Source organism: Ruegeria sp. BB6, assembly GCF_056539385.1.
Genome location: NZ_JBQFUW010000007.1, coordinates 1 through 24,216, shown reverse-complemented (window position 1 = coordinate 24,216; position 24,216 = coordinate 1). Strand labels below are relative to the sequence as shown.

Below are 24,216 nucleotides of genomic sequence, written 5' to 3'. Positions count from 1 at the left end.
CGGGATTACCCGACAGACCCTTCGAGGCTGATCGCAACAAGCTGCTGCGCTTCCATTGCAAACTCCATCGGCAATGCCTGCAGCACGTCCTTGCAGAATCCGTTGACGACCAGCGCCACGGCTTCTTCCTCATCCATGCCGCGCTGACGGCAATAGAATAGCTGATCGTCATCCACCTTCGATGTCGTCGCCTCATGCTCAACTCGGCTCGAGTTGTTCTTGACCTCGATATACGGCACGGTATGTGCCCCACATTTGTCGCCAATCAGCAGGCTGTCACACTGGGTGTAGTTCCGGCTGTTCTTGGCCTTGGGATGCATCGAGACCAGCCCACGGTAGGTATTCTGCGCCTTACCCGCGCTGATGCCCTTGGACACGATCCGCGACTTGGTGTTCTTGCCAAGGTGAACCATCTTAGTGCCGGTATCGGCCTGCTGGTAGTTGTTCGTGATCGCGATCGAATAGAACTCACCCTGGCTTTCCTCACCGCGCAGGATGCAGGACGGGTATTTCCATGTCACGGCCGAGCCGGTTTCGACCTGCGTCCACATCACCTTGGAGCGATCCCCCCGGCAATCGGCGCGTTTGGTCACAAAGTTGTAGATACCGCCCTTGCCATTCTCATCTCCGGGGAACCAGTTCTGAACGGTCGAGTATTTCACCTCGGCGTCTTCTTCGATGATGATCTCGACCACAGCGGCATGCAGTTGCGCAGTATCACGCTGGGGAGCTGTGCAGCCCTCAAGGTAAGACACATACGAACCCTTGTCGGCGACGATCAGCGTGCGCTCAAACTGACCGGTGTTTTCCGCGTTGATGCGGAAATAGGTGCTCAGCTCCATCGGGCAGCGCACACCCGGCGGGATGTAAACGAACGATCCATCCGAGAACACGGCCGAGTTCAGCGTGGCATAGAAGTTGTCCGAGACCGGAACCACCGAGCCAAGGTATTTCTTGACCAATTCAGGATGTTCACGGATCGCCTCGGAAATCGAGCAGAAGATCACACCGGCCTTCTTCAATTCAGCCTGAAACGTGGTGCCGACAGAGACCGAGTCAAACACGGCATCCACAGCGACCTTGCGGCCTTCGGCGGGCGCATCTTCGGCCCCCTCGACGCCTGCCAGAATCATCTGCTCTTTCAGCGGAATGCCCAGCTTTTCATAAGTGGCCAGCAGTTTCGGGTCGACCTCATCCAAGGACTTGGGCTTTTCCTCCATCGACTTGGGACGGGCATAATAATACTGGTCCTGAAAGTCGATCTTGGGATAGTTGACCATTGCCCAGTTCGGCTCTTCAATCTGGGTCCAGCGCTCGAACGCGGCCAGACGCCATTCGGTCATCCACTCGGGCTCTTCGTTCTTTTCCGAGATCAGACGGACGATATCCGGGTTCACGCCCTTGGGCGCATATTCCATCTCGATATCGGTATCCCAACCGTATTTATAGGTTCCGACCTCACGCACCGCATCCACGGTTTCCTGATCGACACCTTCTTTTACCTGGGTCTGGTCCAAAGCGGCCATAAGACACCCTCCGTCAGATCACGCGGCACGCGCGCGATGCTTTTTCTCTTTTTCCAGCCACGTTTCCGCGAAACGCAGCACATCTTCTTCACTCGTATGAGGGCCAAGCGATACGCGAATTGCGCTGGCCGCCGTTGCCTCATCAAATCCCATTGCAGTCAAAACCGCGCTTGCCCGAACTTTGCCGCTGGAACAGGCCGAGCCCGCGCTAACCGCAAATCCTGCCAAATCCATCTGCATGACCTGAGTTTCGCCTCTCCAACCAGGAGTCGCGAAACAAAGGGTATTGGGCAGGCGCTCCTGACCTTTTCCGACAAAAATAGTAGATTTAGAACCAGCCTCAAGGGTCTTTTCTAGAATATTTCTAAATTCTTTGACCCGCTCCCAAACACCATTGGCCAAATCGCGCGCGGCGGCCTCGGCCGCAGCGCCAAACCCGGCAATTCCAATGACGTTTTCAGTTCCCGAGCGACGCCCCATTTCCTGTCCGCCGCCCTTTATCCGCGCAGGCAAATCAGTACCCCGCTTCATCACGACCGCGCCGATGCCCTTTGGCCCACCCAGCTTGTGCGCCGAAATCAGCGCCATTTGCGTGTCCAACCAGTTGAAAGCGACAGGCAACTTGCCAAAAGCCTGAGTCGCATCCGTGACCGCCAGTCCCGCTGGTAACGACTGAATGATCCCCGTTTCCGAGTTCGCAAGTTGAAGTGTTGATTTCTGAGGGGCCGGGACTTCGACCAGACCGCTTTTTGATACAGCCAGATCTTCCTCTATCCACGCTCGGACGGCATCATGTTCGATGCTGGCTCCGCTCAGACCGCGACCCTCCAGCGCCAGCGCTGCGCCCTCTGTTGAACCCGAAGTGAAAACAATATCCGAACCGTCCGCGCCAAACGCAGACGCGATCTGTGCCCTCGCCCGTTCGACAAGAGCCTTGGCTGCGCGACCTTCCGCGTGCACCGACGATGGGTTCCCGCAAACCTCCATCGCGGCGATCATTGCTTCGCGCGCTTCGGGCCGCAGCGGAGAGGTCGCGTTGTGGTCAAGATAAACGCGACTCATGGATACACCTTTGCCGAGCCAGCAAATCGTCCATTCACCGCAATTACAGGAACCGCCATCTTATTCGTCCACAACCGCGAAAAGGCTCGGAACCGCGGGGCACGGGGCAAGATCGTTCTTTATGACATCTGAAAGCCGGGTCTGGTGTAAAAAGACGTAGACATGAGCGCTCAGACCTTCCCACAAACGATTGGTCAGGGATTGCGCACGGCTGCCGGATGAGGCGCCAGACGCTCCGGCCCCCTTTTGCATTGCATCAACCGTTTCATCAACTGCGGCCAGAATTTCGACAACGCGTATCTCTGCCGCGGGTCGGGAAAGCCGGTAACCTCCGCCAGGACCACGAACCGACGAGACAAGATCGGCTCGGCGCAACTTGACGAACAGTTGTTCCAGATACGGCAAAGAAATATCTTGTCTTTCCGAGATTTCACCAAGCGTTACTAACCCGTTGGACGGCTGAAGTGCGATATCGGCCAACGCTACCATCGCGTAACGACCCTTGGTCGACAGCTTCATTGTCTTTCCCTCTTGGCAGGTTACACGCGAAAACATTGACGCCGCCGCTGCCAGTGCGTATCTCCGACTGACAGCGCCCGCAAGCGCATATCACAATTAGAACCGTTCTAAGGTGCCCGACGATAACCGTCAAGTATATCCGGGCCCCCAGAAGAAAAAGACAGGACCGACGCACACATGCCCGAGGTGATTTTTCCCGGACCAGAAGGCCGCTTGGAAGGCCGTTACCACCCGCAAAAGGAAAAAGACGCACCGATCGCCATCGTGCTGCACCCTCATCCTCAATTCGGCGGGACCATGAACAACAAGGTGGTCTATAATCTTCACTATGCGTTCTACAACATGGGCTTCACCGTTCTGCGGTTCAACTTCCGTGGCGTAGGCCGTAGCCAAGGCGAATATGATCAGGGCGTTGGTGAGCTAAGCGATGCTGCCTCGGCGCTGGACTACCTGCAGTCGATGAACAACAATTCGAAACATTGTTGGGTTGCCGGTTTCTCGTTCGGTGCGTGGATTGGCATGCAACTGCTGATGCGCCGCCCCGAAATCACCGGCTTTATCAGCGTTTCGCCCCCGGCCAATATGTACGACTTCTCGTTCCTGGCCCCCTGCCCGTCGTCCGGCCTGATCATCAATGGCTCGGCAGACCGAGTCGCACCACCTGCGGACACGACAGCGCTGGTCAACAAGCTGCACGAACAAAAGGGCATCACCATTACCCATAACGAGGTTGAGGGCGCTGACCACTTCTTCCAGGATCGCCACATGGACACTCTGATCACCGATGTCAGTGACTATGTGAAACGCCGACTGACCGAGACCACGCGCTGATGTCCGATTCCCTCAACACCCTCGCGGCAAAACTGGCCGAGGATACGTTGAAAGTCATGGACGAAACCGGTGAAGACCGCTTTTTTGTCGAGGTTGGTGAATTGCTTGGCGCATCCTCTCAAACGCTGGAGGAGGCGTTTCTGACCGAGATTCGGGTGCGGCTGGCGGAACGCAAGGCACGTCAGTTTGTGATTCAACGTCTGTCGGAACATCGCAAGAAAATAAAGGCGATTGAAAAACAATGACTGAGAGACTGTCCGCGCAAGTCCAATTCCTTAAATGCGCGGACAAACTGAAATCGGTTGATCGCGCCAACGCCTTGTTGGATCAGTCCCGCCCGGAAAATGCGGCAGAGCATAGCTGGCAACTGGCTCTTTGGGCCTTGGTCATGGAACCCTTGGCTGGTGATGACGTCAATATCGACCGTGTCATCCGTATGCTTTTGCTGCATGATCTGGTCGAGATCATTGTAGGAGATCACCCGATCCACCTTGCGACGGATTGGCAGGCCGTCGAACGCGCGGAACGCGCGGCGGCGGCAGAGTTATTCGGATTGCTACCTGACGACCAATCGCAGGATTTCCTGTCGCTATGGCAAGAGTTTGAGGCGGACTCATCTGCCGACGCCCGGTTCGCCAAAATCCTCGACCGGTGCCAGCCCATGTTCCAGGTGCTGTGTGCGCCTGACCCGCGTTCTGATCACTTGGATGTTGTCCGCGACAACCTGAGCGGCGGACGTGCAGCTTATCTGGAAACTGACTTCCCCGACGCGTTCCGGCTTGCCCGTGCGATGCTTGAAAAAACGGCTAGCCAAGACACGCCGTTCGCTAGGCGTCTTCCTTTTCTGGCCGAATCCGACCAGCTCAAATCCGTTTCACGGGCATCACGGCTTTTGTCAGGCACGCGGTTCGAGAACTCTGCCGAGCACTCATGGCATATCATGCTGTTTGCGTGGGTATTATCCGAGTATGCCGACCCGAATGTTTCAATCCACCGCGTCCTCAAAATGCTTTTGCTGCATGACATCGTCGAAATAGATGCCGGAGATCACCCGATTCACGGCCATGTTGACCATGCCGCACAAGAAGCCGAGGAACAGGCTGCGGCGACCCGATTGTTCGGACTGCTCCCGTCGGACCAGGATCAAATGTTTTACTCGCTTTGGCAGGAGTTCGAGGCCGCTGAAACGCCTGATGCGCGTTTTGCCAAAGCGATTGACCGGTTTCAGACACCGATCGGAAACCTAGAAACCGGTGGCGGCTCATGGGTGGACTATAACGTGACCTTTGCCCAAATCGAAACGCGTGTTGGCAAACCTATCTCACGGGGTGCCCCCCGGCTGTGGTCATGGCTGCGGCCGCAGTTGGACCAGTATTTCTCGGAAAACCTGAGCCACTGACGAAAAAAAGGGGCTGCAACGCCCCTTTTTTCCCGCAAACGGCAGACGCTAGGTTTCAGTACCACTCAACCATTCAACATTCCTGGCCACACTATTCTTGACGGACCCCCCGTCAGCTAGCCACCCCAGCGCCACAATCAAAGCCGATACAGCGATGACGGAAATTGCAAACTTCGTCATAAAAATACTCGCAAAATAAAACTAACAAACATGGGTCTGATGCCACATATTTTCCTTATTAAACAGTAAGGTAAACCAGACCCTCACCGCGTCACATTCCGCCGACGGAGGCAAGATTACCGGTCTTGCAAAAACCTCTTGCAGTGGCGCAAAGTTCCGTGCTCAACAAAGTGACTTACACTCAACGCGAGACCTGCCGTGCCCAAAGCGTATTTGATTCTACTTCTGGCAGTTATTGCCGAGACCGTTGGCACGACTTCCTTGCAAGCCAGCCAGCAATTCAGCCGATTCTGGCCATCAGTGCTTGTCGTTGTGTCTTACGGCATCGCCTTCTATCTACTGGGTCTGACGCTGAAATACATGCCCGTTGGAATCGTCTATGCGATCTGGTCCGGCCTTGGCATCTTTCTGATCGCGATCATCGGGTTCATCGTTTTTGGGCAAAGGTTGGACTGGCCCGCCGTTCTTGGCCTGACCATGATCCTGACTGGAATCCTTGTCATTCACCTGTTTTCAAAGACCGCAGGCCACTGACCGCCGGTTAGGGCTGGTCTATTTGGTCAATCCGCGTTATGCGCGCGGCAACTTCCCGTTCAAAGGCTGACCTCATGGACCTGCGCAATATCGCAATCATCGCTCACGTGGACCACGGCAAGACGACCCTGGTGGATGAGCTGCTTAAACAATCCGGCGCGTTCCGGGAAAATCAGGCCGTGGCGGAACGCGCCATGGACAGCAACGATCTTGAGCGCGAGCGCGGGATCACCATCCTCGCCAAGGCCACCAGCGTCGAGTGGAAGGGCACGCGGATCAATATCGTCGACACCCCCGGCCACGCCGATTTCGGTGGTGAGGTCGAGCGGATCCTCAGCATGGTGGACGGAGTGGTTCTGCTGGTCGATGCCGCCGAGGGCCCGATGCCGCAAACGAAGTTTGTGACCTCCAAGGCGCTGGCACTGGGCCTGCGCCCGATCGTCGTTCTGAACAAGGTCGACAAACCTGACGCTGAACCTGATCGCGCGCTGGACGAGTGTTTTGACCTGTTCGCCAACCTCGGTGCCGACGACGACCAGTTGGATTTCCCTGCCATGTACGCCTCAGGCCGGTCCGGTTGGGCGGATATGGAGCTGGATGGCCCCCGCAAGGACCTGACCGCCCTGTTCGACCTGATCGTCGACCACGTCCCTGCCCCCAAGCAGGCAGACAAGAAAGACGAGCCGTTCCGTATGCTCGCAACCACACTGGGCAGCGACCCGTTCATCGGCCGCATCCTAACCGGCCGAGTTGAAAGCGGCACGCTGAAAGCCGGGGACAGCCTTAAGGCGTTGTCGCGCGACGGTACGCTGATCGAAAACTTCCGCGCCTCGAAAATCCTCGCGTTCCGCGGCCTGGCCCAGCAGCCCATCGACGTGGCCGAAGCCGGCGACATCGTAACCATCGCAGGGATGAGCAAGGCGACCGTTGCGGATTCGCTGGTTTCCCCGCAGGTGGAAGAAGCGCTGCCTGCGCAACCGATCGACCCGCCGACCATCACCGTGACCTTCGGTATCAACGACTCGCCTCTGGCCGGTCGGGACGGCAAAAAGGTCCAATCCCGCGTCATCCGCGACCGCCTGATGAAAGAGGCCGAATCAAACGTCGCCATCCGCATCACCGACACCCCCGGCGGCGAAGCGTTCGAGGTCGCAGGCCGTGGCGAATTGCAGATGGGCGTTCTGATCGAAAACATGCGCCGCGAAGGGTTCGAGCTCAGCATCTCGCGCCCGCAGGTCCTGTTCCGCGAGGAAGACGGCCAGCGTATGGAGCCCATCGAAGAAGTCACCATTGACGTAGACGACGAGTTCTCGGGCGCGGTGATCGAGAAGGTCACCGGCACGCGCAAGGGTGAGTTGGTTGAAATGCGCCCCGCAGGTGCCGGGAAGACCCGCATCATCGCGCATGTACCGTCACGGGGTCTGATTGGCTATCACGGCGAATTTCTGACCGATACACGCGGCACCGGCGTTCTGAACCGCGTTTTCCACGGTTGGGCCGCGCATAAAGGGCCAATTCCGGGTCGTCGCGCAGGTGTTCTGATCTCGATGGAGAACGGACAGGCCGTGGCCTATGCTCTGTGGAATCTTGAGGAGCGTGGGCGCATGTTCGTGGCCCCTCAGACCGATGTCTATCAGGGCATGGTGATCGGAGAGCATTCCCGCGACAACGATCTGGAAGTAAACCCGCTGAAGGGCAAAAAGCTGACCAACGTGCGCGCCAGTGGCTCGGACGATGCGGTACGACTGACGCCGCATGTTCAGTTCTCGCTGGAAGAAGCGATTGCCTATATCGATGATGATGAGCTGGTCGAAGTTACTCCAAACGCCATTCGGCTGCGCAAACGCTACCTCGATCCGCACGAGCGTAAGCGCATGGCGAAGTCTGCCTAAAGAGAAAAGCGACGCAGTTCACTCACGGGAAACAATAATGCGCCCGTGACACTTTTGCGCCCAGAAATGGGATAATCGCATTAACAAAGCCCACCAGTGAGGTGGGCTTTTTATTTGTTTTTAATAAACTTTCTACCTAGGCGTGAATTAATTTTTGTTTTCTTTCGCCCACACATCTTGAAAATGTGGCAAGGGATGGATGTATTTATGACCAAAGTGTGGCACTAATGTGTCAAGTTGTGACGTGTTAAAGAGTTCGGAGGAGTGGCGCTATGCGCGTAAAATCCCGTTTGTTATCTATTGTATTCGTTTCTGCGACATTTCCATTTGCGACAGTAGGCGCAGCCCAAGCATCTGAAATGTGTACGGTCAGTACCGCACGGCAATCCGTGTCGACGGAAACTCTTTGTAATTGCCAAGTCGTGGACGCGCGTATGCTGCGCTATATCCAGCGCCGCCCAGACTTTGAGGACATCCTTGCACGTACATTGGAAAGCTGTCCTGCCTTTGCTGCAGTATTGACTGACATTCCAACAGCGTCGATCGGTGTGTCACAGCGGTCCGGTGACGGATCGGCTAATGACGAAGGTCCACAGGTCGGATCCAATTCCTCTGGCGGTGGCAATGGCGGCGGATCTACCGGAGGCGGAGGCGTCACTCCAACCAGCGGCACCCCAGGTGGCGGCGCTCCTGGAGGGGGCGGTGACAGCGACGACGAAGGCGACGACGGTAACGGCGACGACAATGGCGACGACGGTAACGGCGACGACAATGGCGACGACGGTAACGGTAACGGTAACGGTAACGGTGACGGCGACGACAACGGTGACGGCGACGACAACGGCAATGGTAACGGCGGCGACAACGGTGACGGCGACGACAACGGCGATGGTAACGGCGGCGACAATGGCGACGGCGACGACAACGGCGATGGTAACGGCGGCGACAATGGCGACGGCGACGACAACGGCGATGGTAACGGCGGCGACAACGGCGACGGCGACGACAACGGCGATGGTAACGGCGGCGACAATGGCGACGGCGACGACAACGGAAACGGCAACGGCGGTGGAAACGGCAATAACCGTTCCGGTCACGACGACGGAACCAATCCTGGCGGCCAAACCAACAACCCCTCCGGCACAGATAACCCCGGCGGTGGCGGCACTGGCGGAAACGGGAACGGCGGGAATAACAACGGAAACAATGGAAACGGCAATGGCAACGGCGGGAATAACAACGTTGATATTTTCGGCGGGAATGGCCAGGGCGGTAGCAACGGCAACGGCGGCGGAGGCAACTCGCGCGGTGCGGGCTTAGGCGGCGTGTTCGACTGATCCAAGGTTCACGCAGCCGCAGAGGTTGCTGCTACACTCCTGAAAACACCAAAGGGCGACCTCCAGGTCGCCCTTTTTTCTTTAGACCAAGACATCAAGGTGCGTGTTGAATCACCTGATCAGCTTCGACCGTAAACACCGACCCAGCTACTGGGTTTTCGCGGATCCTGCATTCTCAGAAACAGATAGCGTGTCGCCGACCACGGTTTTATGCGGTTGGTCAAATTGTCCAACACCAGATCTCCACCCGCCGAGCGATAAACCAACACAGCATGGGCTTGTCTTTGCCTATCCAAAACTGTCGCAATCAAAAGCTTGCTGGGGTCGATGCCAGCTCGGATCAGGTCCCTTTTCTTCAACAGGGCAAAATCTTCGCAATCTCCACCTCGCGAGGTCGGCAAAGCCCACCGTTCAACCGTTCTGTATTGCGTCTGGTCCGCGACCTCTCGCGTTGTCGCATTGACTTGTCGATTGACACGTTTGACGATCTGCATCTCTTGCTGGTTCGTCAAAGAAATCGACGATTTATTAGAGCACGCCCACGCATATTGTCTGCACAATTGCCGCGCCCCCGCCGGTGGAGGTGATGCGACCACAGCCCGAATAAAGCTTCCTTCACTCGCGGTGACGCTGGACGCACTAAACATTGACGCGCAGGCCAATGCGGAAACCCCAAAGAACCGTCCAATCGCCAAGGCAGTTTTCCCCGCTAAAGCCCTGTGTACGATGCCAATCGATTTCATGCCTGTCCCTCGATCATTGTCTCTCCGAGCGATTGCCGACAGAGGGGACCGTATTCCGATTTCCGAAACTATCGGTAAACGGGCACTCCTGTGCAATCAGACGCGAAGGTGCGAGGGAAAAGAGGCGGAATTTCGTTACTCAATATGACCATTTCAGGCAAGAAATGCGCGAACTCGGCCACAATTAAGGCGCGGGAATTCAGCGGCAGCGGGCGCGTTCTTAGCCAAGTCTTTGAAAAAACTAAATTCGCGGGAGGAAAGTCCAAACGCAGAAACGGCCACAATTACTTTTTTGGACGTTGGCTGAATTCCGCGCATGAGATCGGCTGCCGGGTAAATCGCAACCCGGCAACCAAATTGATTCTACTCGGTGAGCTCGACAACCACCAGTTCACGCTCGCTTGCACCCCGCGCGTGATCCAGGGCCTCTTGATACTCGGGCGAGTTATAGCACTCGACCGCGGCCTCAACTGAAGGAAAGCGGGCAACCACGTTCCGCGGCCGCTCTTTCCCTTCAAGCTGCACGTATCGCGCCGCGCGCGCGATGAACTCGCCACCATGCTTGGCAATCGCGGGGCCAGCTAACTCAGCGTATTTCCCGTAAGCCTCGGCGTCCGTCACAGTGACATGCGCAATCCAAAGAGCGGTCATCTTATCCTCCTAGTATATTTTCGGCGGCCTTAATTGCCGCATCGGAATTCGAGGCGTCCTTGCCACCGCCTTGCGCCATGTCCGGACGACCACCGCCGCCCTTGCCGCCCAGCTCGGCGACTGCGGCGCGCACCAGATCGACGGCTGACACTTTCTCCGTCAGATCCTGCGTTACTCCGGCGGCGACGGCCGCTTTGCCGCCCGTATCCGCAATCAGCAACACAGCGCCTGAGCCCAATCGACTTTTGTGCTCGTCGATAAGAGCAGGCAAATCCTTACCTGAAACTCCGGTCAGTGCCTGCGCAAGGAACTGGACCCCGTTCACGTCTTTGGCCTCGGCTCCGCCCTGCCCGCTGCCGCCGGCCATCGCCAAATCGCGGCGTAGCTGTGCGACTTCGTTTTGAAGTGCTTTACGTTCGTCCAGCAAAGCCTTGACGCGGCTGACAACATCATCCGGTTGCGCCTTGAGCTCCAAAGCGATCTGCCCAAGACGCTGATCTTGAGCTGTCAGGTGCTTGAACGCCTCATCCCCAGTCAACGCCTCGATCCGACGCACACCGGCGCTGCTGGCGCTGTCGCCTAGAACGACAAAGGTTCCAATATCTCCGGTCTGACGGACATGGGTGCCCCCACAGAGTTCGATCGACCAAGTCTCACCATCCTGCCCTTTGCCGGTCGGTGCCTTTCCCATCGAAACGACGCGCACCTCATCGCCGTATTTCTCACCAAACAGAGCCTGCGCGCCCAGTTCGCGCGCATCGTCTGGCGTCATGATCCTGGTTTCAACGGTCGAGTTCTGACGGATAAAGGCATTCACCTCACGTTCGACTTTTTGCAATTCCTCGGTGCTCAGCGCCTTGGAATGGCTGAAATCGAACCGCAACCGGTCGGATGCATTCAGCGATCCACGCTGCGCCACGTGATCACCCAGCGTTTCGCGCAGCGCCTCGTGCAGCAGGTGCGTGGCCGAGTGATTGGCCCGGATCGCGCTGCGGCGAGTGTGGTCGACCGCAAGCTCGACGCCGTCGCCTTTGGACAGGCTGCCCTGGCTGACCGTCACCTTATGCGCATAGACCTTGCCTTCGGCAAATTTGCGCGTGTCTTCAACCTGCGCCACATCCTGCATATTCTCAAGCCGTCGGATTTCGCCGGTATCACCGACCTGACCACCGGCTTCGCCATAGAATGGGGTTTGGTTCACGATGACCCAACCAGTGCCGCCCTGCTCGATGGTGTCAACCAACGCGCCATCCACGACCAGAGCAGCAACCTGCCCTTCGGCCTTTTCAGTGTCATAGCCCAGAAAGTCAGTCGCCCCAGCGCTGTCCAGAACGTCAAACCAAACCGCCTGATCCGCCGCCTCACCGGACCCAGCCCACGCAGCGCGCGCTTTGGCCTTTTGTTCGGCCATGGCTTCGTCGAACCCATCAGTATCCACCGTCCGGCCTTTTTCACGCAATGCGTCCTGTGTCAGGTCCAGCGGGAAGCCATAAGTGTCATAGAGTTTAAACGCCGCATCACCGGGCAAAGCAGCCCCTTCGGGCAATCCCGCGACTTCGTCATCCAGAAGTTTCAAACCGCGATCGAGGGTCTGTTTGAACCGGGTTTCTTCCAGCAACAAGGTCTCCTCGATCAGAGCTTGCGCCTGTCCCAGTTCCGTATACTGCGCGCCCATCAACTGCACCAGCGAGGGCACAAGGCGGTGCATCACCGGATCTTTCGCACCCAGCAGGTGCGCGTGGCGCATCGCGCGGCGCATAATGCGGCGCAGGACGTAGCCGCGCCCGTCATTGCTGGGCATCACGCCGTCGGCAATCAGGAACGAGGTCGAACGTAAGTGATCCGCAATCACGCGGTGATGTACGTTCTGATCGCCATAGGGATCAACTCCGGTCGCTTCAGCCGACGCCTCAATCAACGTTTTGAACAGGTCGGTGTCATAGTTGTCATGGCTGCCCTGCAGCAATGCGCCGATCCGTTCCAGCCCCATGCCGGTGTCGATGGACTGCATGTCCAGTTCCACCATCGAGCCGTCCTCGAACTGCTCGTTCTGCATAAAAACGATGTTCCAGATTTCGATGAACCGGTCGCCATCTTCCTCGGCCGAACCCGGAGGGCCGCCCCAGATGTGATCGCCGTGGTCATAGAAAATCTCAGTGCACGGACCACATGGCCCGGTCGGCCCCATCTGCCAGAAGTTGTCACTGGTGGCGATGCGGATGATCCGGTCTTCGGGAACGCCGACCTTCTTCCAAATCTCGAACGCCTCGTCATCGGTGTGGTAAACCGTTGTCAGCAGGCGGTTCTTGTCGATACCGAATTCCTTGGTGATCAGCTCCCACGCGAAGGGGATCGCGTCATGTTTGAAGTAGTCCCCGAACGAGAAGTTCCCCAACATTTCAAAGAATGTGTGGTGCCGCGCAGTGTAACCCACATTGTCCAGATCGTTATGCTTGCCACCTGCACGCACGCATTTCTGCGCAGTCGTCGCGCGCTGATAGTTGCGGGTTTCGACGCCTGTAAAGAGGTTTTTGAACTGCACCATGCCCGAGTTCACGAACATCAGCGTCGGGTCATTGCGGGGCACCAGAGGGCTGGACGCCACCACTTCGTGCCCTTGTTTGGCAAAGTAGTTCAGAAAGGTCGATCGGATATCGTTCAGCGTGGGCATAAGGCTCTCTCAGCGCGCAATCATCTTGTTCCAGATGGGTTTATCCCCGTCCCTTGGGATAGTCCACAGGATTGGAGGCCCAAACGAAACAAGGCGGCCCCAAAGGACCGCCCGTCTGTTAGAACTATGGGTGAGATCAGGCCTCGAGAATATCGTCATCCTCGGCCGCGCCTGGCGGCATGTCGAAATCCAGCCCGTGCGCGGCCCGGATTTTATCCTCGATATCAAACGCAATCCGGCTGTTGTCTCGCAGGTACTGCTTGGCGTTCTCACGCCCCTGCCCGATCCGCTCATCACCATAGCTGAACCACGAGCCGGATTTCTCAACCACACCGGCCTTGACACCCAGATCCAACAGTTCGCCCATCTTGCTGATGCCTTCGCCATACATGATGTCGAATTCCACCTGCTTGAACGGTGGCGCCACCTTGTTCTTGACGACTTTCACACGGGTCTGGTTGCCGACAACCTCGTCGCGGTCCTTGATCGCACCAATACGGCGGATATCCAGACGGACCGAGCTGTAGAACTTCAGAGCGTTACCACCGGTCGTCGTCTCCGGGCTGCCGAACATAACGCCGATCTTCATCCGAATCTGGTTAATGAAGATCACCATGCAGTTCGAGCGGCTGATCGAACCGGTCAGCTTGCGCATCGCCTGGCTCATCAAACGGGCCTGCACGCCGACATTGCTGTCGCCCATATCGCCTTCCAGTTCCGACTTCGGGGTCAGCGCAGCAACCGAGTCGACCACGACCATATTCACCGCGCCGGACCGTACCAGCGTATCGGTGATCTCAAGCGCCTGTTCACCGGTGTCGGGCTGCGAGATCAGCAGCTCATCCAGATCAACACCCAGCTTGCGGGCATATTGCGGATCAAGCGCGTGTTCCGCATCAACGAACGCACAGACACCGCCGCGTTTCTGCTGCTCTGCGATGCAATGCAGCGTCAGTGTGGTTTTGCCCGAGCTTTCAGGTCCGTAAATTTCGACAATCCGACCCATCGGCAGACCACCGATTCCCAGCGCGATATCCAGCCCCAGAGAACCGGTCGAGCTGGCGTCGATATCCTGCTTGGCATCTTCGCCCAGCTTCATGATCGAGCCCTTACCGAACTGACGTTCGATCTGTGCCAGCGCGCTGTCGAGCGCCTTTTGCTTGTCTGCGTTTTTCTTGTCGCTCATGGTTAGAAGATCCGCCATTGTCCTGTCGCCTTCTCTTTTGTCACACCCTTGAACGGGCGGCAATCGCTGCTTTGTTCGCCTCTTGTTCCTTATGAGACCAAAAAGAGAACATTTCAATAAAAACTTACATAAATTACTGTTCAGCAATTGTGTTAAAGAGTCGTTTACGACACTCTGCCCTCGTGAGAAACGAGGCCAAGGACCGGATAATTGCTTGTTTTCTATAAAGAACGCCTCGCGTTTCTAGCCGTCCCCAAGACCGGCAGCACAGCGTATCACTCGGCACTGCGAGATCGCGCTGACATAGTTGTGACGGGGCCGCCTGACCTCAAACACGCCCCAGTTCGGCGGTACGACCGGTTTTTTCAGAACATATTTCGGAAAATGTACGACACCGAGATGGAAGTCATGGCCGTTGTCCGTGAACCGCTTGATTGGCTTGGCAGTTGGTACAAGTTTCGCGGTCGAGAGGAACGTGTGGGCCACCCCCATTCGACACAGGGCATGAGCTTTGATGAATTTGTACAAGCATATATGCAATCCCCCCGGCCCGAGTTTGCTGATGTTGGCAGCCAGAGCCAGTTTTTCCGCACGCGCAGCAACGGATTCGGGGCAAGTCACATCTTCAAATATGAAAACCAGACCGGGATACTGGACTTCCTACAGAACCGGCTGGACATGGAAATCTCGTTGAAACGGGAAAACGTCTCTCCGCCGCGCGAGTTGAATTTGGCGGCTGAAACGGAAAAGACGTTTCGCCAAAACTACGCCTCAGAATTCGCGTGTCATGATGCCGCGCTCTGAAGCGGTCAGTTGATCTGTTGGAACACGGCCTCGGTCAGTTGATTCAAAGAGAACGGTTTTGGCAGGAACGTCGAGTTCGCAATCTCGGGTTCGGACTCTCCAAATGCACCTTCGGTATACCCCGACATGAAAATCACTCTGACATCGGGCCGATCCTCTATCGCCCGACGCACCCAAGTCGGGCCATCCATTCCGGGCATCACAACATCTGTAACAAAAACGTCCACATTCAATGAGCCATCCTCCAGCAACTTCAGGGCTTCTTCTGCTGAGGCCGCCTCGAGCACTGTGTATCCCTTCAGACGTAGCGCGCGTGTCGCGAACGCCCTGACCGGAGCCTCATCCTCGACCAGAAGAACGACGCCTTCACCCTGCCGCGCACTTCCTGAGTCTGGCACAACGACCTCATCAGGGGTGATTTTTTGAGCATCGCCAGCCACCGGAAGGAACACTGTAAACTCAGTTCCGCGCCCGACCAGGCTGTCGACAAAGATAAACCCTCCGGTTTGCTTGACGATGCCGTAGACGGTCGACAAACCCAGACCTGTACCCTCGCCAGTCCGTTTGGTCGTATAAAACGGCTCGAACACCTTTTGCATTTTGTCCGCCGGAATCCCGACACCGCTGTCTATGACCTTCACGGTAACATACTCGCCGGGTTGAACGGTTGCGCGGTCCCGCCGATAGGGTTCGGACAGTGCGACGACTTCTGTCTCGATCCGCACTTCCCCACCTTCAGGCATCGCATCCCGTGCATTGACGACCAGATTCATAAAAACCTGTTCAAGCTGTCTTTTGTCCGCGCGAACAGGCTTTAGAACAGGGTCGTGACTTAGACTCAGCCTGACCTTCTCACCCAACAACCTGTTCAAAAGATGGATCAAATCTGAAATCGTGTCTCGCAAATCCAAAACTTCGGGTTGCAGAGTTTGTTTGCGCGAAAACGCCAACAATTGACTAACCAAAGCTGCTGCTCTGTTCGCGTTCTGGTTAATCTGAACCAAATCGCCGTAGTTGGGATCGTTCTGGTCATGGCGCAACAGCAACAGGTCGCAATGGCCGGAAATCGCGGTCAGCAAGTTATTGAAATCATGGGCAACACCACCAGCCAATTGCCCGACGGCCTGCATCTTCTGCCCCTGAACAAATTGGGCCTCAAGCGTCTTCAACTCGGTGGCATCATTCAGCACGGCGACCAGACAGACATCTCCGTTCGTTGTTACCTTGCTTAGCGTAACCTGAACGAAAACTTCCTTGTCGCGCCGTGAAAGGCGCAAAAACTCAGACCGTGGCACTGCGTCTTCCGCTGCCGACTGCGACAGCCAATCGTGAATTGGATAGCCCAACCCCTGCATGATCTGGGCCACATTCGTTTCCCCGGGCCGTATGTCTCCAACCAAATGCACCGCAAGACGGTTCGCATCCAAGATCAGGCCATCAAGAGAAAGGCACATAATCGGCACAGGCAAGTCAGCAAACGGAGCTTCGGGAATCTGGCTGATCGCCACGTTCACGGGAAGAACTAGCGTATCGCGAACGGACCCCGATCGAGAAACGTCGCAGACCGTCACTGGCAGTGGGCCATCTGACGTTTCCGCCCGTATGACATCGCCGGATTCAGGAACCTCGGTCGAAAAAACTTGCTGCACATTCTCCGGCTTGTACCCCAACAAATGTTCGGCCGCGCCGTTTACACGCAATAAGGTGCCATTTCGCCCATGTGTCAAAACCGGTACGTTGGCGTCGTCCCACTGGCCCTGCTCACCCAGATGAAATCGCCAACAATACAGGGCATGTCCGACGCCAAATACCGACACCGGAACTGTTGAACCGACGGTGACCACATCCTCGCGTGCACGGCCGTGTATTTCAGTAAGAGATTGCAGGCGGAGAAGGATCGCCGATGGATTTGCAAACACCGACGCCAAGCATTTCTCAAGCGTGACGCCCGGAAAAGCGTGAAACCGTGCTCTGGCCATAGAGTTGGCCGACAACACGTTGCCTTCTGCATCCGCAATCAAGCACGGGAACATGTCTTGTTCTGCAAACAAGGCCATCACTTCGACGGACTGCCGCGTAGATTGATCCGCAATCCACCCCCTGACGACAACCACGAAGGCAACAACTAAAAGTGTAGCCCCAGCTACCGACATACCGGCCCCCAAAGTAACCGGTAGCCCAACGGCAAGCGGCGCCAAGCTGAGCGCCGCTCCAAACGCTATTAACGAAGCCAATCGCGCGCCAGCGGGCATTTTCTTGAGGGGTGGACGAAAAAATAATTCTGCTGTTTCGGGCATAAACAACTCAGATCAATGGGCTTTTATACAATCAGCCCAAATAAGGTTAACGCCCGCTTAATTCTCGCGAACACTCTCCTTTTGGTTGTTATTCGCGCAGATATTATCGCTTCAAGTGTGCTGAAAAGAACCCATCAGTGCCGTGTGCTGCAAGCCACGTTTTGCGGAAAATCTCATCCCATTCCAAGTGGGCTTTCCTGAAATGGTCCACCACCGCTCCGTTTTCTTCTTGCAGCATCGAACATGTCGCATAAGCCAGCACGCCTTTCTCAGCGACCAGAGAGGACGTTTTTTCCAGTATCTCGCCCTGTAACGAAGACAAATCGGCCAGTCGTTGCAATGACAAAGCCCATTTCCCTGCAGGCGCACGCCGCCACGCGCCGCTGCCTGAGCACGGCGCATCAACCAACACAACGTCGAACGGACCGTTCTGGAGCGCCTCGTCGGTGGACAAAACCCGGATACGCGCACCCGCTCGCTTTGCTCTGGCCGGCAAATCACGCATCCGGCCCGTATTCACATCATGTGCAAAAACCTCGATACCGGGGTATGCGGCCAAGGCCAGAGATTTCCCACCTCCACCAGCGCAATAGTCCAGAACACGCATACCCGGCCGCAAATCCAACGCTGATACAACTGCCTGGCTCGCAGCATCCTGTAGCTCGACCAGCCCATCCGCATAAGCGCGGCTCTGAGCGATCTTGCGAGCGCCCTCGACGACCTCTAATGCGGTTTCACAGGCGGGATGAGGTTGGGCTTCGATGCCCTCGGCCGCCAAAGAGGCAACTGCTGCGGAACGATCGGATTTTAACAAGTTGACGCGCAGATGGACCGGAGCACGCTTTTGCAGGGCCATCGCGACCGGAACCGCCTGATCACCCAGCGACGCATTGAACCCGGGCCACAGCCAATCCGGAATGTCGTACCGCTCGGCGTCCGACACAAAGTCGCGCGCGGCCTCCTCATTAGATACCTGAGATGGAGCGTGTCGAGCGCCGGTGAAGGTCTCGGTGAGGTCAGCACCTGACGCACGCATCGCGCCGATCATAAGACCGCGACCGGTCTCTGCACCACCCAAGGCTGCAAAAGATCGTTTGCAACGTAGCGCGCCAAATGCATGATCGCGCACCGCAGCACGGTCCTTGGACCCGGCAAAGCGGCTGCGACGGGCCCAGCCCGTCAGGGCTTTTTCAACGGGCACACCAGCGAGTATGTCATCGAGAATTTCGATCGAAGCCTGAATACGTGCGGCAGGTGTCATGGGGCTTTCCCAGATTGCTGAACTTAACCACGCTGAACGCAATACGGCGCCCTTGTCCGGGCGCCGCAATGCCAAACGATGCGGGTTACATTACGCGGTAATTCGGGCTTTCACGTGTGATCTGAACGTCATGCACATGACTTTCCTTCAACCCGGCACCGGTGATTTTGACAAAGTTGCAGTTGCGTCGCATTTCGTCGACGGATGCACAGCCCGTATAGCCCATCGCGGCGCGCAGACCGCCGACCAGCTGATGCACAACCGCGCTGGCTGAACCCTTGTAGGGCACCTGCCCCTCAATCCCTTCGGGCACCAGCTTGTCATTCGCCGCGTCCTTCTGGAAATAGCGATCGGCCGAGCCACGCGCCATCGCGCCCAAGCTGCCCATCCCACGATAAGATTTGAACGAACGGCCTTGGTACAAGATCACCTCACCCGGGCTTTCATCGGTGCCCGCAATCATCGAGCCGACCATCGCGCAAGACGCCCCTGCTGCAATCGCCTTGGCGAAATCGCCCGAGAACTTGATGCCGCCATCGGCAATCACCGGCACATCCCCAGCCGCTGCAGCGCAATCCATGATCGCTGTAAGTTGCGGCACGCCAACTCCTGCCACCATCCGCGTAGTACAGATCGAACCCGGCCCGATACCGACCTTGATCGCATCCGCGCCTGCGTCGATCAGCGCTTTGGTCGCGTCACCGGTGGCGACGTTACCGGCGATGATCTGAACCTCGTTCGAGAGGGTTTTAACCCGCTTCACTGCGTCCAACACGCCTTGCGAGTGACCATGCGCGGTATCCACAACGATAATGTCCACGCCTGAATCCACCAGTTGCTCGGACCGCTCAAACCCCGCGTCCCCGACCGAGGTCGCTGCCGCAACACGCAGGCGGCCCAGACGGTCCTTGCACGCGGTGGGGTTCAGCACCGCTTGCTCGGTGTCTTTCAAAGTCAGCAAACCGGTCAGCTTGCCCGCACCGTCAACAACCAGCAACTTCTCGATCCGGCGTGCCTTCATCAGGCTTTTGGCTTCTTCCAGATCGGCTGGCTCCTGCAGCATCGCCAGATTGTCCGTGGTCATCATGGCCTTGATTGGCTGGTCGTCCGATGTTGCAAAGCGCATGTCCCGGTTGGTCACAATACCGACCACGCGACCTGCCTCATCCACCACAGGGAAGCCGGTGAAGTTGTAACGCTCGACCAGAGCCTTGGCATCTGCCAGAGTCTGTTCTGCGCGCAGCGTGACGGGGTTATAGACGATACCGGATTCAAACCGCTTGACCCTGCGCACTTCACGCGCCTGTTCTTCAGTCGTCAAGTTCTTGTGGATAACCCCGATCCCACCGGCCTGCGCCATCGCGATGGCCATGCGCGCCTCGGTCACAGTGTCCATCGCCGAGCTCAGCAGCGGGATGTTCATGGTGATTTCGCGCGTCACACGCGTTGCTGTATCTGCCGTCGCAGGAAGGACCGACGACGCCGCCGGAACCAAAAGAACATCGTCAAAGGTAAGTGCCTCACGAATCTGCATCTATTAACCCCATGCAAAACCCCGTTTGGCGGTGACCCTATTACATGGATTTAAGGCAAGGAAAAGCCCCTGACCTGAACTAGTTTGGCCCTGCGGGGCATTGCCGCGGCAAAAAACGACGCTAGACGTGCAAAACGTGCCGCTGAATGGCCTTTCCCTTTGCGCTTAAAACCATATCTTGCGCGGAACACGCGCGAATACAAAAGGCAGGCCAGATATGACCACCGACCCCCTTGTCGTCTTTACCCCCTCGGGCAAACGCGGGCATTTCCCAGTTGGTACTCCGGTACTGACAGCGGCCCGGCAGTTGGGCGTCGATCTGGACTCGGTCTGCGGCGGGCGCGGGATATGCTCGAAATGCCAGATCACGCCCAGCTATGGCGAGTTTCCCAAGCATGGCGTCACCGTGTCCGAGGACGCGCTGAGCGAATGGAACGCGGTGGAACAACGCTATGAAGACAAGCGCGGGTTGAAGCCCGGTCGCCGTCTGGGGTGTCAGGCAACCGTTCAGGGCGACGTGGTGATTGACGTGCCGCCGGAATCTCAGGTCCACCGTCAGGTCGTGCGCAAGGCCGCTGCCGCGCGCGCCATCACCATGGACCCGGCCACAAGGCTGTATTTCGTCGTGGTCGAGGAACCCGACATGCATTCGCCCACCGGCGATCTGGAGCGGCTGGAACGCGCTTTGCGCGAGCAGTGGAAGATCGACGCCGTCACCGCCGATCTGTCGCTGATGGCAAAGCTGCAACCAGTTCTACGCAAAGGTAAGTGGGAGGTCACCGTAGCCGTCCACAAAGGCCACAACGACTCGGTCGCGCGGATCGTGGAAATCTGGCCCGGCCTGCATGAAAGTGGCCTGTACGGTCTGGCCATCGACCTTGGGTCGACCACTATCGCCGCCCATCTGACCGATCTGGAAACAGGCGAGGTCAAGGCGTCCTCGGGCCTGATGAACCCGCAGATCCGTTTTGGCGAAGACCTGATGAGCCGTGTCTCCTACGCCATGATGAACCCCGGCGGCGATCAGGAAATGACCCGCGCCGTGCGCGAGGCGATCAACGACCTGACCACCTCGATCGCAGATGAGGCCGGGATCGACGCCGCGCTGATCATCGAGACAGTTTTTGTCTGCAACCCGGTCATGCACCACCTGCTGCTGGGACTGGACCCAGTTGAGCTTGGGCAGGCTCCGTTCGCGTTGGCGACGTCGGAAAGCATGTCCCTGCCCGCGCGTGAGATGGACCTGACCAAAATGAACCCGCGCGCGCAGGTCTATATCCTGCCCTGCATCGCAGGCCATGTAGGGGCCGACTGTGCCGCCGTTGCACTATCCGAGGAGCCGGGCAAATCGGAAGACCTCGTGCTGATCGTCGATGTTGGCACCAATGCGGAAATCCTGCTGGGCAACACCAGCCGCGTTCTGGCCTGCTCGTCGCCCACCGGCCCCGCGTTTGAGGGCGCACAGATCAGTTCCGGCCAACGCGCGGCCCCCGGCGCGATTGAACGGATCGAGATCGATCCCATCACCAAAGAACCCCGCTTCCGCGTCATCGGGTCGGACAAATGGTCCGATGAGGATGGGTTCGATCAGGACATTGCCACCACCGGGATCACCGGCATCTGCGGCTCGGGCATTATCGAAGCCGTGGCAGAAATGCGCATCGCCGGGCTGCTGGACGAAAGCGGCCTGATCGGATCGGCCGCGCAAACCGGCACCGTCCGCAGCGTGCCCGAAGGCCGCACTCATGCCTATCTGATCCACGACGCCAGCGCCGAGGGCGGCCCGCGTATCACCGTAACCCAAGGCGACATCCGCGCCATCCAACTGGCGAAATCGGCGCTATACGCTGGCGCGCGCCTTCTGATGGACGAGATGGAGGTCGACACCGTTGATCGCGTGGTTCTGGCCGGGGCGTTTGGAGCGCATATCTCGACCAAACACGCGATGGTTCTGGGCATGATCCCGGATGCGCCGCTGGACAAGGTTTCAAGCGCGGGCAACGCCGCCGGAACCGGCGCGCGGATCGCCCTGTGCAACATCGGCGCGCGCAAGGAAATCGAACGCGTCGTGCGCGAGATCACCAAGGTTGAAACTGCCATCGAGCCCAAGTTTCAGGACCATTTCGTCGCCGCCAACGCAATCCCGCATAAAACCGACCCGTTCCCAGAACTTGCGCAGGTCGTTACCCTGCCCTCGCCTTCATTCAACACGGGCGGCGGGGATGAGGAAAAATCTGGCCGTCGCCGTCGCCGCAGGTCATAGTCCCCGCATAGATCGGAGGCGACATGGCAACAGCAAACGAAGAACAGGCGGAGTTTTGGGCGAATTCTCCATCGGGCGCGAAATGGCTAACCTATGAGAGCCAGATGGACACGCTGTTGGCCCCGGTTTTGGATTTGGTACTGGATCGCGCCGCACTTCAACCGGGTCATCGCGTGTTGGACATCGGCTGCGGCACAGGGGCAAGCACGGTACAGGTCGCTCAGGTCGTTGGCCCAAACGGGCACGTTCTGGCCGCCGACTTTTCACAGCCGTTTCTGGATCGGGCAGCTGAACGCGCCCGGGCTGCAGGGCATTCTAATGTCGGTTTTCAATACGCAGACGCGCAGACCCACCCTTTCGACGAAGGCGATCGGGATGCCATGATCTCGCGCTTTGGCGTGATGTTCTTCGATGATACGGTTGCTGCCTTTGCAAACATGGCCCGCGCCCTGAAGCCCGGCGGACAAATGACCTTTGCCGCTTGGGGCCCGCTTTCTGGCAACCCCTGGTTCTATATCCCGCATACCGCAGCCACCGCACGCCTCGGTACTCCACCAAAGGTGGATCGTAACGCGCCTGGCCCTTTGGCCTTTCACGATCAGGATCGCGTCACGGGTTTGCTGAAAGACGCCGGGCTGACTGACATCAACGTCGACGCAGTAAACTTGACCTTGCCGGTACATGGCACGCTAGAGGACTGCGCAGCACTCTGCACCCGCGTAGGCCCAGCGGCACGGGTGATCGCCCATTTCGACGGCAGCCCCGAAGATGTCGCTGCCATTCGGGACGCAGTAGCAGGTGAATTCCAGCCCTATCAGGAAGGAGATATGGTCAAAGTACCTGCGCTCATCAACCTGTTTCAGGCACGTCGGCCCGAGTGATTGGAGCGGGTAGCGCGCATCATGTTACTGTTGCAACATGTTGCAAAATGACCCACCACCCCAACACTTATTGCATTTTGCAAATTCGACCTGTATCCGATTTTGTAAACTTGTTGCAAATAACCCCACCGCAAGTGTGGGGCAGAATGCGGGGCAGATATGGCAAGAGGCAATAACCGTCTTTCCGCAACTCAAGTAAAGAACGCCGCGCCCGGAAGCGTCGTGCAGGACGGAGGCGGCCTGTCACTTAAACGATCCGAAACCGGTGGCCGTTGGACATTCAGATTCCAGATCAATGGAAAGCGGCGAGATATGGGTTTGGGTTCCTACCCTGACATGTCCCTATCAGATGCGCGCAAAGAACGATCCAAGTGGGCCGCCTTCGCGGAGCGCGGCGAAGATCCGATTGTGGAACGTGAGCGCCAGCGCCTAGAGGAAGAGAACAGCCAGAACGACCCGACGTTCGAGGAAATGGCCGAAATGGTATTTGAAGGGCGCAAGGAGCGTCTGCGCGGCGATGGAAAGCGCGGCATGTGGTATTCACCCCTCAAGAACTCAGAAAGCTTTGAGGAGGCGTACAAACCCGGTTCTTCGCCTTCGAATGTCACATTTTGCTTCTCAAAAATTGCCCATGCATTCAATGGT

Annotated in this window: 20 protein-coding genes; 10 read left to right on the top strand and 10 right to left on the bottom strand. The window is 57.5% G+C overall.

What is annotated here, in order from left to right; translation table 11 throughout:
* Nucleotides 1-5 precede the first annotated feature (5 nt).
* Genes sufB through iscR form a run of 3 tightly spaced genes read right to left on the bottom strand, consistent with a single transcriptional unit; the run spans nt 6 to nt 3,107 of the window.
* On the bottom strand, nt 6-1,526 hold the full coding sequence (sufB, locus tag ACR0B7_RS15670) for a Fe-S cluster assembly protein SufB (RefSeq protein ID WP_170485328.1): 1,521 nt from the start codon (nt 1,524-1,526) through the stop codon (nt 6-8).
* Between the two features lie 18 nt (nt 1,527-1,544).
* Nucleotides 1,545-2,588: a cysteine desulfurase family protein gene (locus tag ACR0B7_RS15665; RefSeq protein ID WP_170485327.1), complete on the bottom strand. Its 1,044-nt coding sequence runs from the start codon at nt 2,586-2,588 to the stop codon at nt 1,545-1,547.
* Between the two features lie 60 nt (nt 2,589-2,648).
* Nucleotides 2,649-3,107, bottom strand: coding sequence for a Fe-S cluster assembly transcriptional regulator IscR (iscR, locus tag ACR0B7_RS15660; RefSeq protein WP_170485326.1), 459 nt, complete (start codon nt 3,105-3,107; stop codon nt 2,649-2,651).
* 177 nt (nt 3,108-3,284) lie between these two features.
* Here iscR and ACR0B7_RS15655 point away from each other — a divergent pair, with 177 nt between their 5' ends.
* From ACR0B7_RS15655 to ACR0B7_RS15630, 6 genes are all read left to right on the top strand, one after another.
* Nucleotides 3,285-3,938: an alpha/beta hydrolase gene (locus ACR0B7_RS15655; RefSeq protein ID WP_170389274.1), complete on the top strand. Its 654-nt coding sequence runs from the start codon at nt 3,285-3,287 to the stop codon at nt 3,936-3,938.
* Nucleotides 3,938-4,183 carry a hypothetical protein gene (locus tag ACR0B7_RS15650; RefSeq protein WP_170389273.1) on the top strand — a complete coding sequence of 82 codons (246 nt, stop codon included), beginning with the start codon at nt 3,938-3,940 and terminating at the stop codon, nt 4,181-4,183. Before ACR0B7_RS15655 ends, ACR0B7_RS15650 begins: the two co-directional genes overlap by 1 nt.
* On the top strand, nt 4,180-5,337 hold the full coding sequence (locus tag ACR0B7_RS15645; RefSeq protein WP_170485325.1) for an HD domain-containing protein: 1,158 nt from the start codon (nt 4,180-4,182) through the stop codon (nt 5,335-5,337). Before ACR0B7_RS15650 ends, ACR0B7_RS15645 begins: the two co-directional genes overlap by 4 nt.
* 378 nt (nt 5,338-5,715) lie before the next feature.
* Nucleotides 5,716-6,051 carry an SMR family transporter gene (locus ACR0B7_RS15640; RefSeq protein WP_170413098.1) on the top strand — a complete coding sequence of 112 codons (336 nt, stop codon included), beginning with the start codon at nt 5,716-5,718 and terminating at the stop codon, nt 6,049-6,051.
* Between the two features lie 74 nt (nt 6,052-6,125).
* The gene (typA, locus tag ACR0B7_RS15635) at nt 6,126-7,943 is read left to right on the top strand and encodes a translational GTPase TypA (protein WP_170485324.1); all 1,818 of its coding nucleotides are present in this window, start codon (nt 6,126-6,128) and stop codon (nt 7,941-7,943) included.
* 272 nt (nt 7,944-8,215) lie between these two features.
* Nucleotides 8,216-9,280: a hypothetical protein gene (locus tag ACR0B7_RS15630; protein WP_480681954.1), complete on the top strand. Its 1,065-nt coding sequence runs from the start codon at nt 8,216-8,218 to the stop codon at nt 9,278-9,280.
* Between the two features lie 119 nt (nt 9,281-9,399).
* Here the strand turns inward: ACR0B7_RS15630 and ACR0B7_RS15625 are convergent, their stop codons facing one another.
* From ACR0B7_RS15625 to recA, 4 genes are all read right to left on the bottom strand, one after another.
* Nucleotides 9,400-9,927 (bottom strand): transglutaminase-like cysteine peptidase, encoded by a 528-nt coding sequence (locus ACR0B7_RS15625; RefSeq protein ID WP_480682033.1) that lies wholly within the window; start codon nt 9,925-9,927, stop codon nt 9,400-9,402.
* A gap of 459 nt (nt 9,928-10,386) precedes the next feature.
* Entirely contained in the window at nt 10,387-10,674 is a 288-nt protein-coding gene (locus tag ACR0B7_RS15620; protein WP_170413111.1) for a DUF1330 domain-containing protein, read from the bottom strand.
* Between the two features lies 1 nt (nt 10,675).
* On the bottom strand, nt 10,676-13,345 hold the full coding sequence (gene alaS, locus ACR0B7_RS15615; RefSeq protein WP_170485319.1) for an alanine--tRNA ligase: 2,670 nt from the start codon (nt 13,343-13,345) through the stop codon (nt 10,676-10,678).
* A 136-nt stretch (nt 13,346-13,481) separates the two neighbouring features.
* Nucleotides 13,482-14,549 (bottom strand): recombinase RecA, encoded by a 1,068-nt coding sequence (gene recA, locus ACR0B7_RS15610; RefSeq protein ID WP_170389266.1) that lies wholly within the window; start codon nt 14,547-14,549, stop codon nt 13,482-13,484.
* Nucleotides 14,550-14,741: 192 nt separating this feature from the next.
* Here recA and ACR0B7_RS15605 point away from each other — a divergent pair, with 192 nt between their 5' ends.
* Entirely contained in the window at nt 14,742-15,335 is a 594-nt protein-coding gene (locus ACR0B7_RS15605) for a sulfotransferase family protein (protein ID WP_170485317.1), read from the top strand.
* A 5-nt stretch (nt 15,336-15,340) separates the two neighbouring features.
* Here the strand turns inward: ACR0B7_RS15605 and ACR0B7_RS15600 are convergent, their stop codons facing one another.
* The 3 genes from ACR0B7_RS15600 to guaB all read right to left on the bottom strand — a co-directional run bounded on the left by ACR0B7_RS15600 (nt 15,341) and on the right by guaB (nt 20,427).
* Nucleotides 15,341-17,632 (bottom strand): ATP-binding protein, encoded by a 2,292-nt coding sequence (locus tag ACR0B7_RS15600; RefSeq protein WP_170576871.1) that lies wholly within the window; start codon nt 17,630-17,632, stop codon nt 15,341-15,343.
* 103 nt (nt 17,633-17,735) lie between these two features.
* The gene (locus tag ACR0B7_RS15595) at nt 17,736-18,893 is read right to left on the bottom strand and encodes an RsmB/NOP family class I SAM-dependent RNA methyltransferase (RefSeq protein WP_170485313.1); all 1,158 of its coding nucleotides are present in this window, start codon (nt 18,891-18,893) and stop codon (nt 17,736-17,738) included.
* An 85-nt stretch (nt 18,894-18,978) separates the two neighbouring features.
* Complete coding sequence (gene guaB, locus ACR0B7_RS15590; RefSeq protein WP_170389262.1) at nt 18,979-20,427, bottom strand: IMP dehydrogenase; 1,449 nt, start codon at nt 20,425-20,427, stop codon at nt 18,979-18,981.
* Between the two features lie 217 nt (nt 20,428-20,644).
* Here guaB and ACR0B7_RS15585 point away from each other — a divergent pair, with 217 nt between their 5' ends.
* The 3 genes from ACR0B7_RS15585 to ACR0B7_RS15575 form a co-directional block, all read left to right on the top strand.
* Entirely contained in the window at nt 20,645-22,690 is a 2,046-nt protein-coding gene (locus tag ACR0B7_RS15585) for an ASKHA domain-containing protein (protein WP_170485311.1), read from the top strand.
* Between the two features lie 23 nt (nt 22,691-22,713).
* On the top strand, nt 22,714-23,571 hold the full coding sequence (locus ACR0B7_RS15580) for a methyltransferase domain-containing protein (protein WP_170485309.1): 858 nt from the start codon (nt 22,714-22,716) through the stop codon (nt 23,569-23,571).
* 159 nt (nt 23,572-23,730) lie between these two features.
* A partial coding sequence (locus tag ACR0B7_RS15575) for an Arm DNA-binding domain-containing protein (RefSeq protein ID WP_480681949.1) occupies nt 23,731-24,216 on the top strand: 486 nt, incomplete at its 3' end.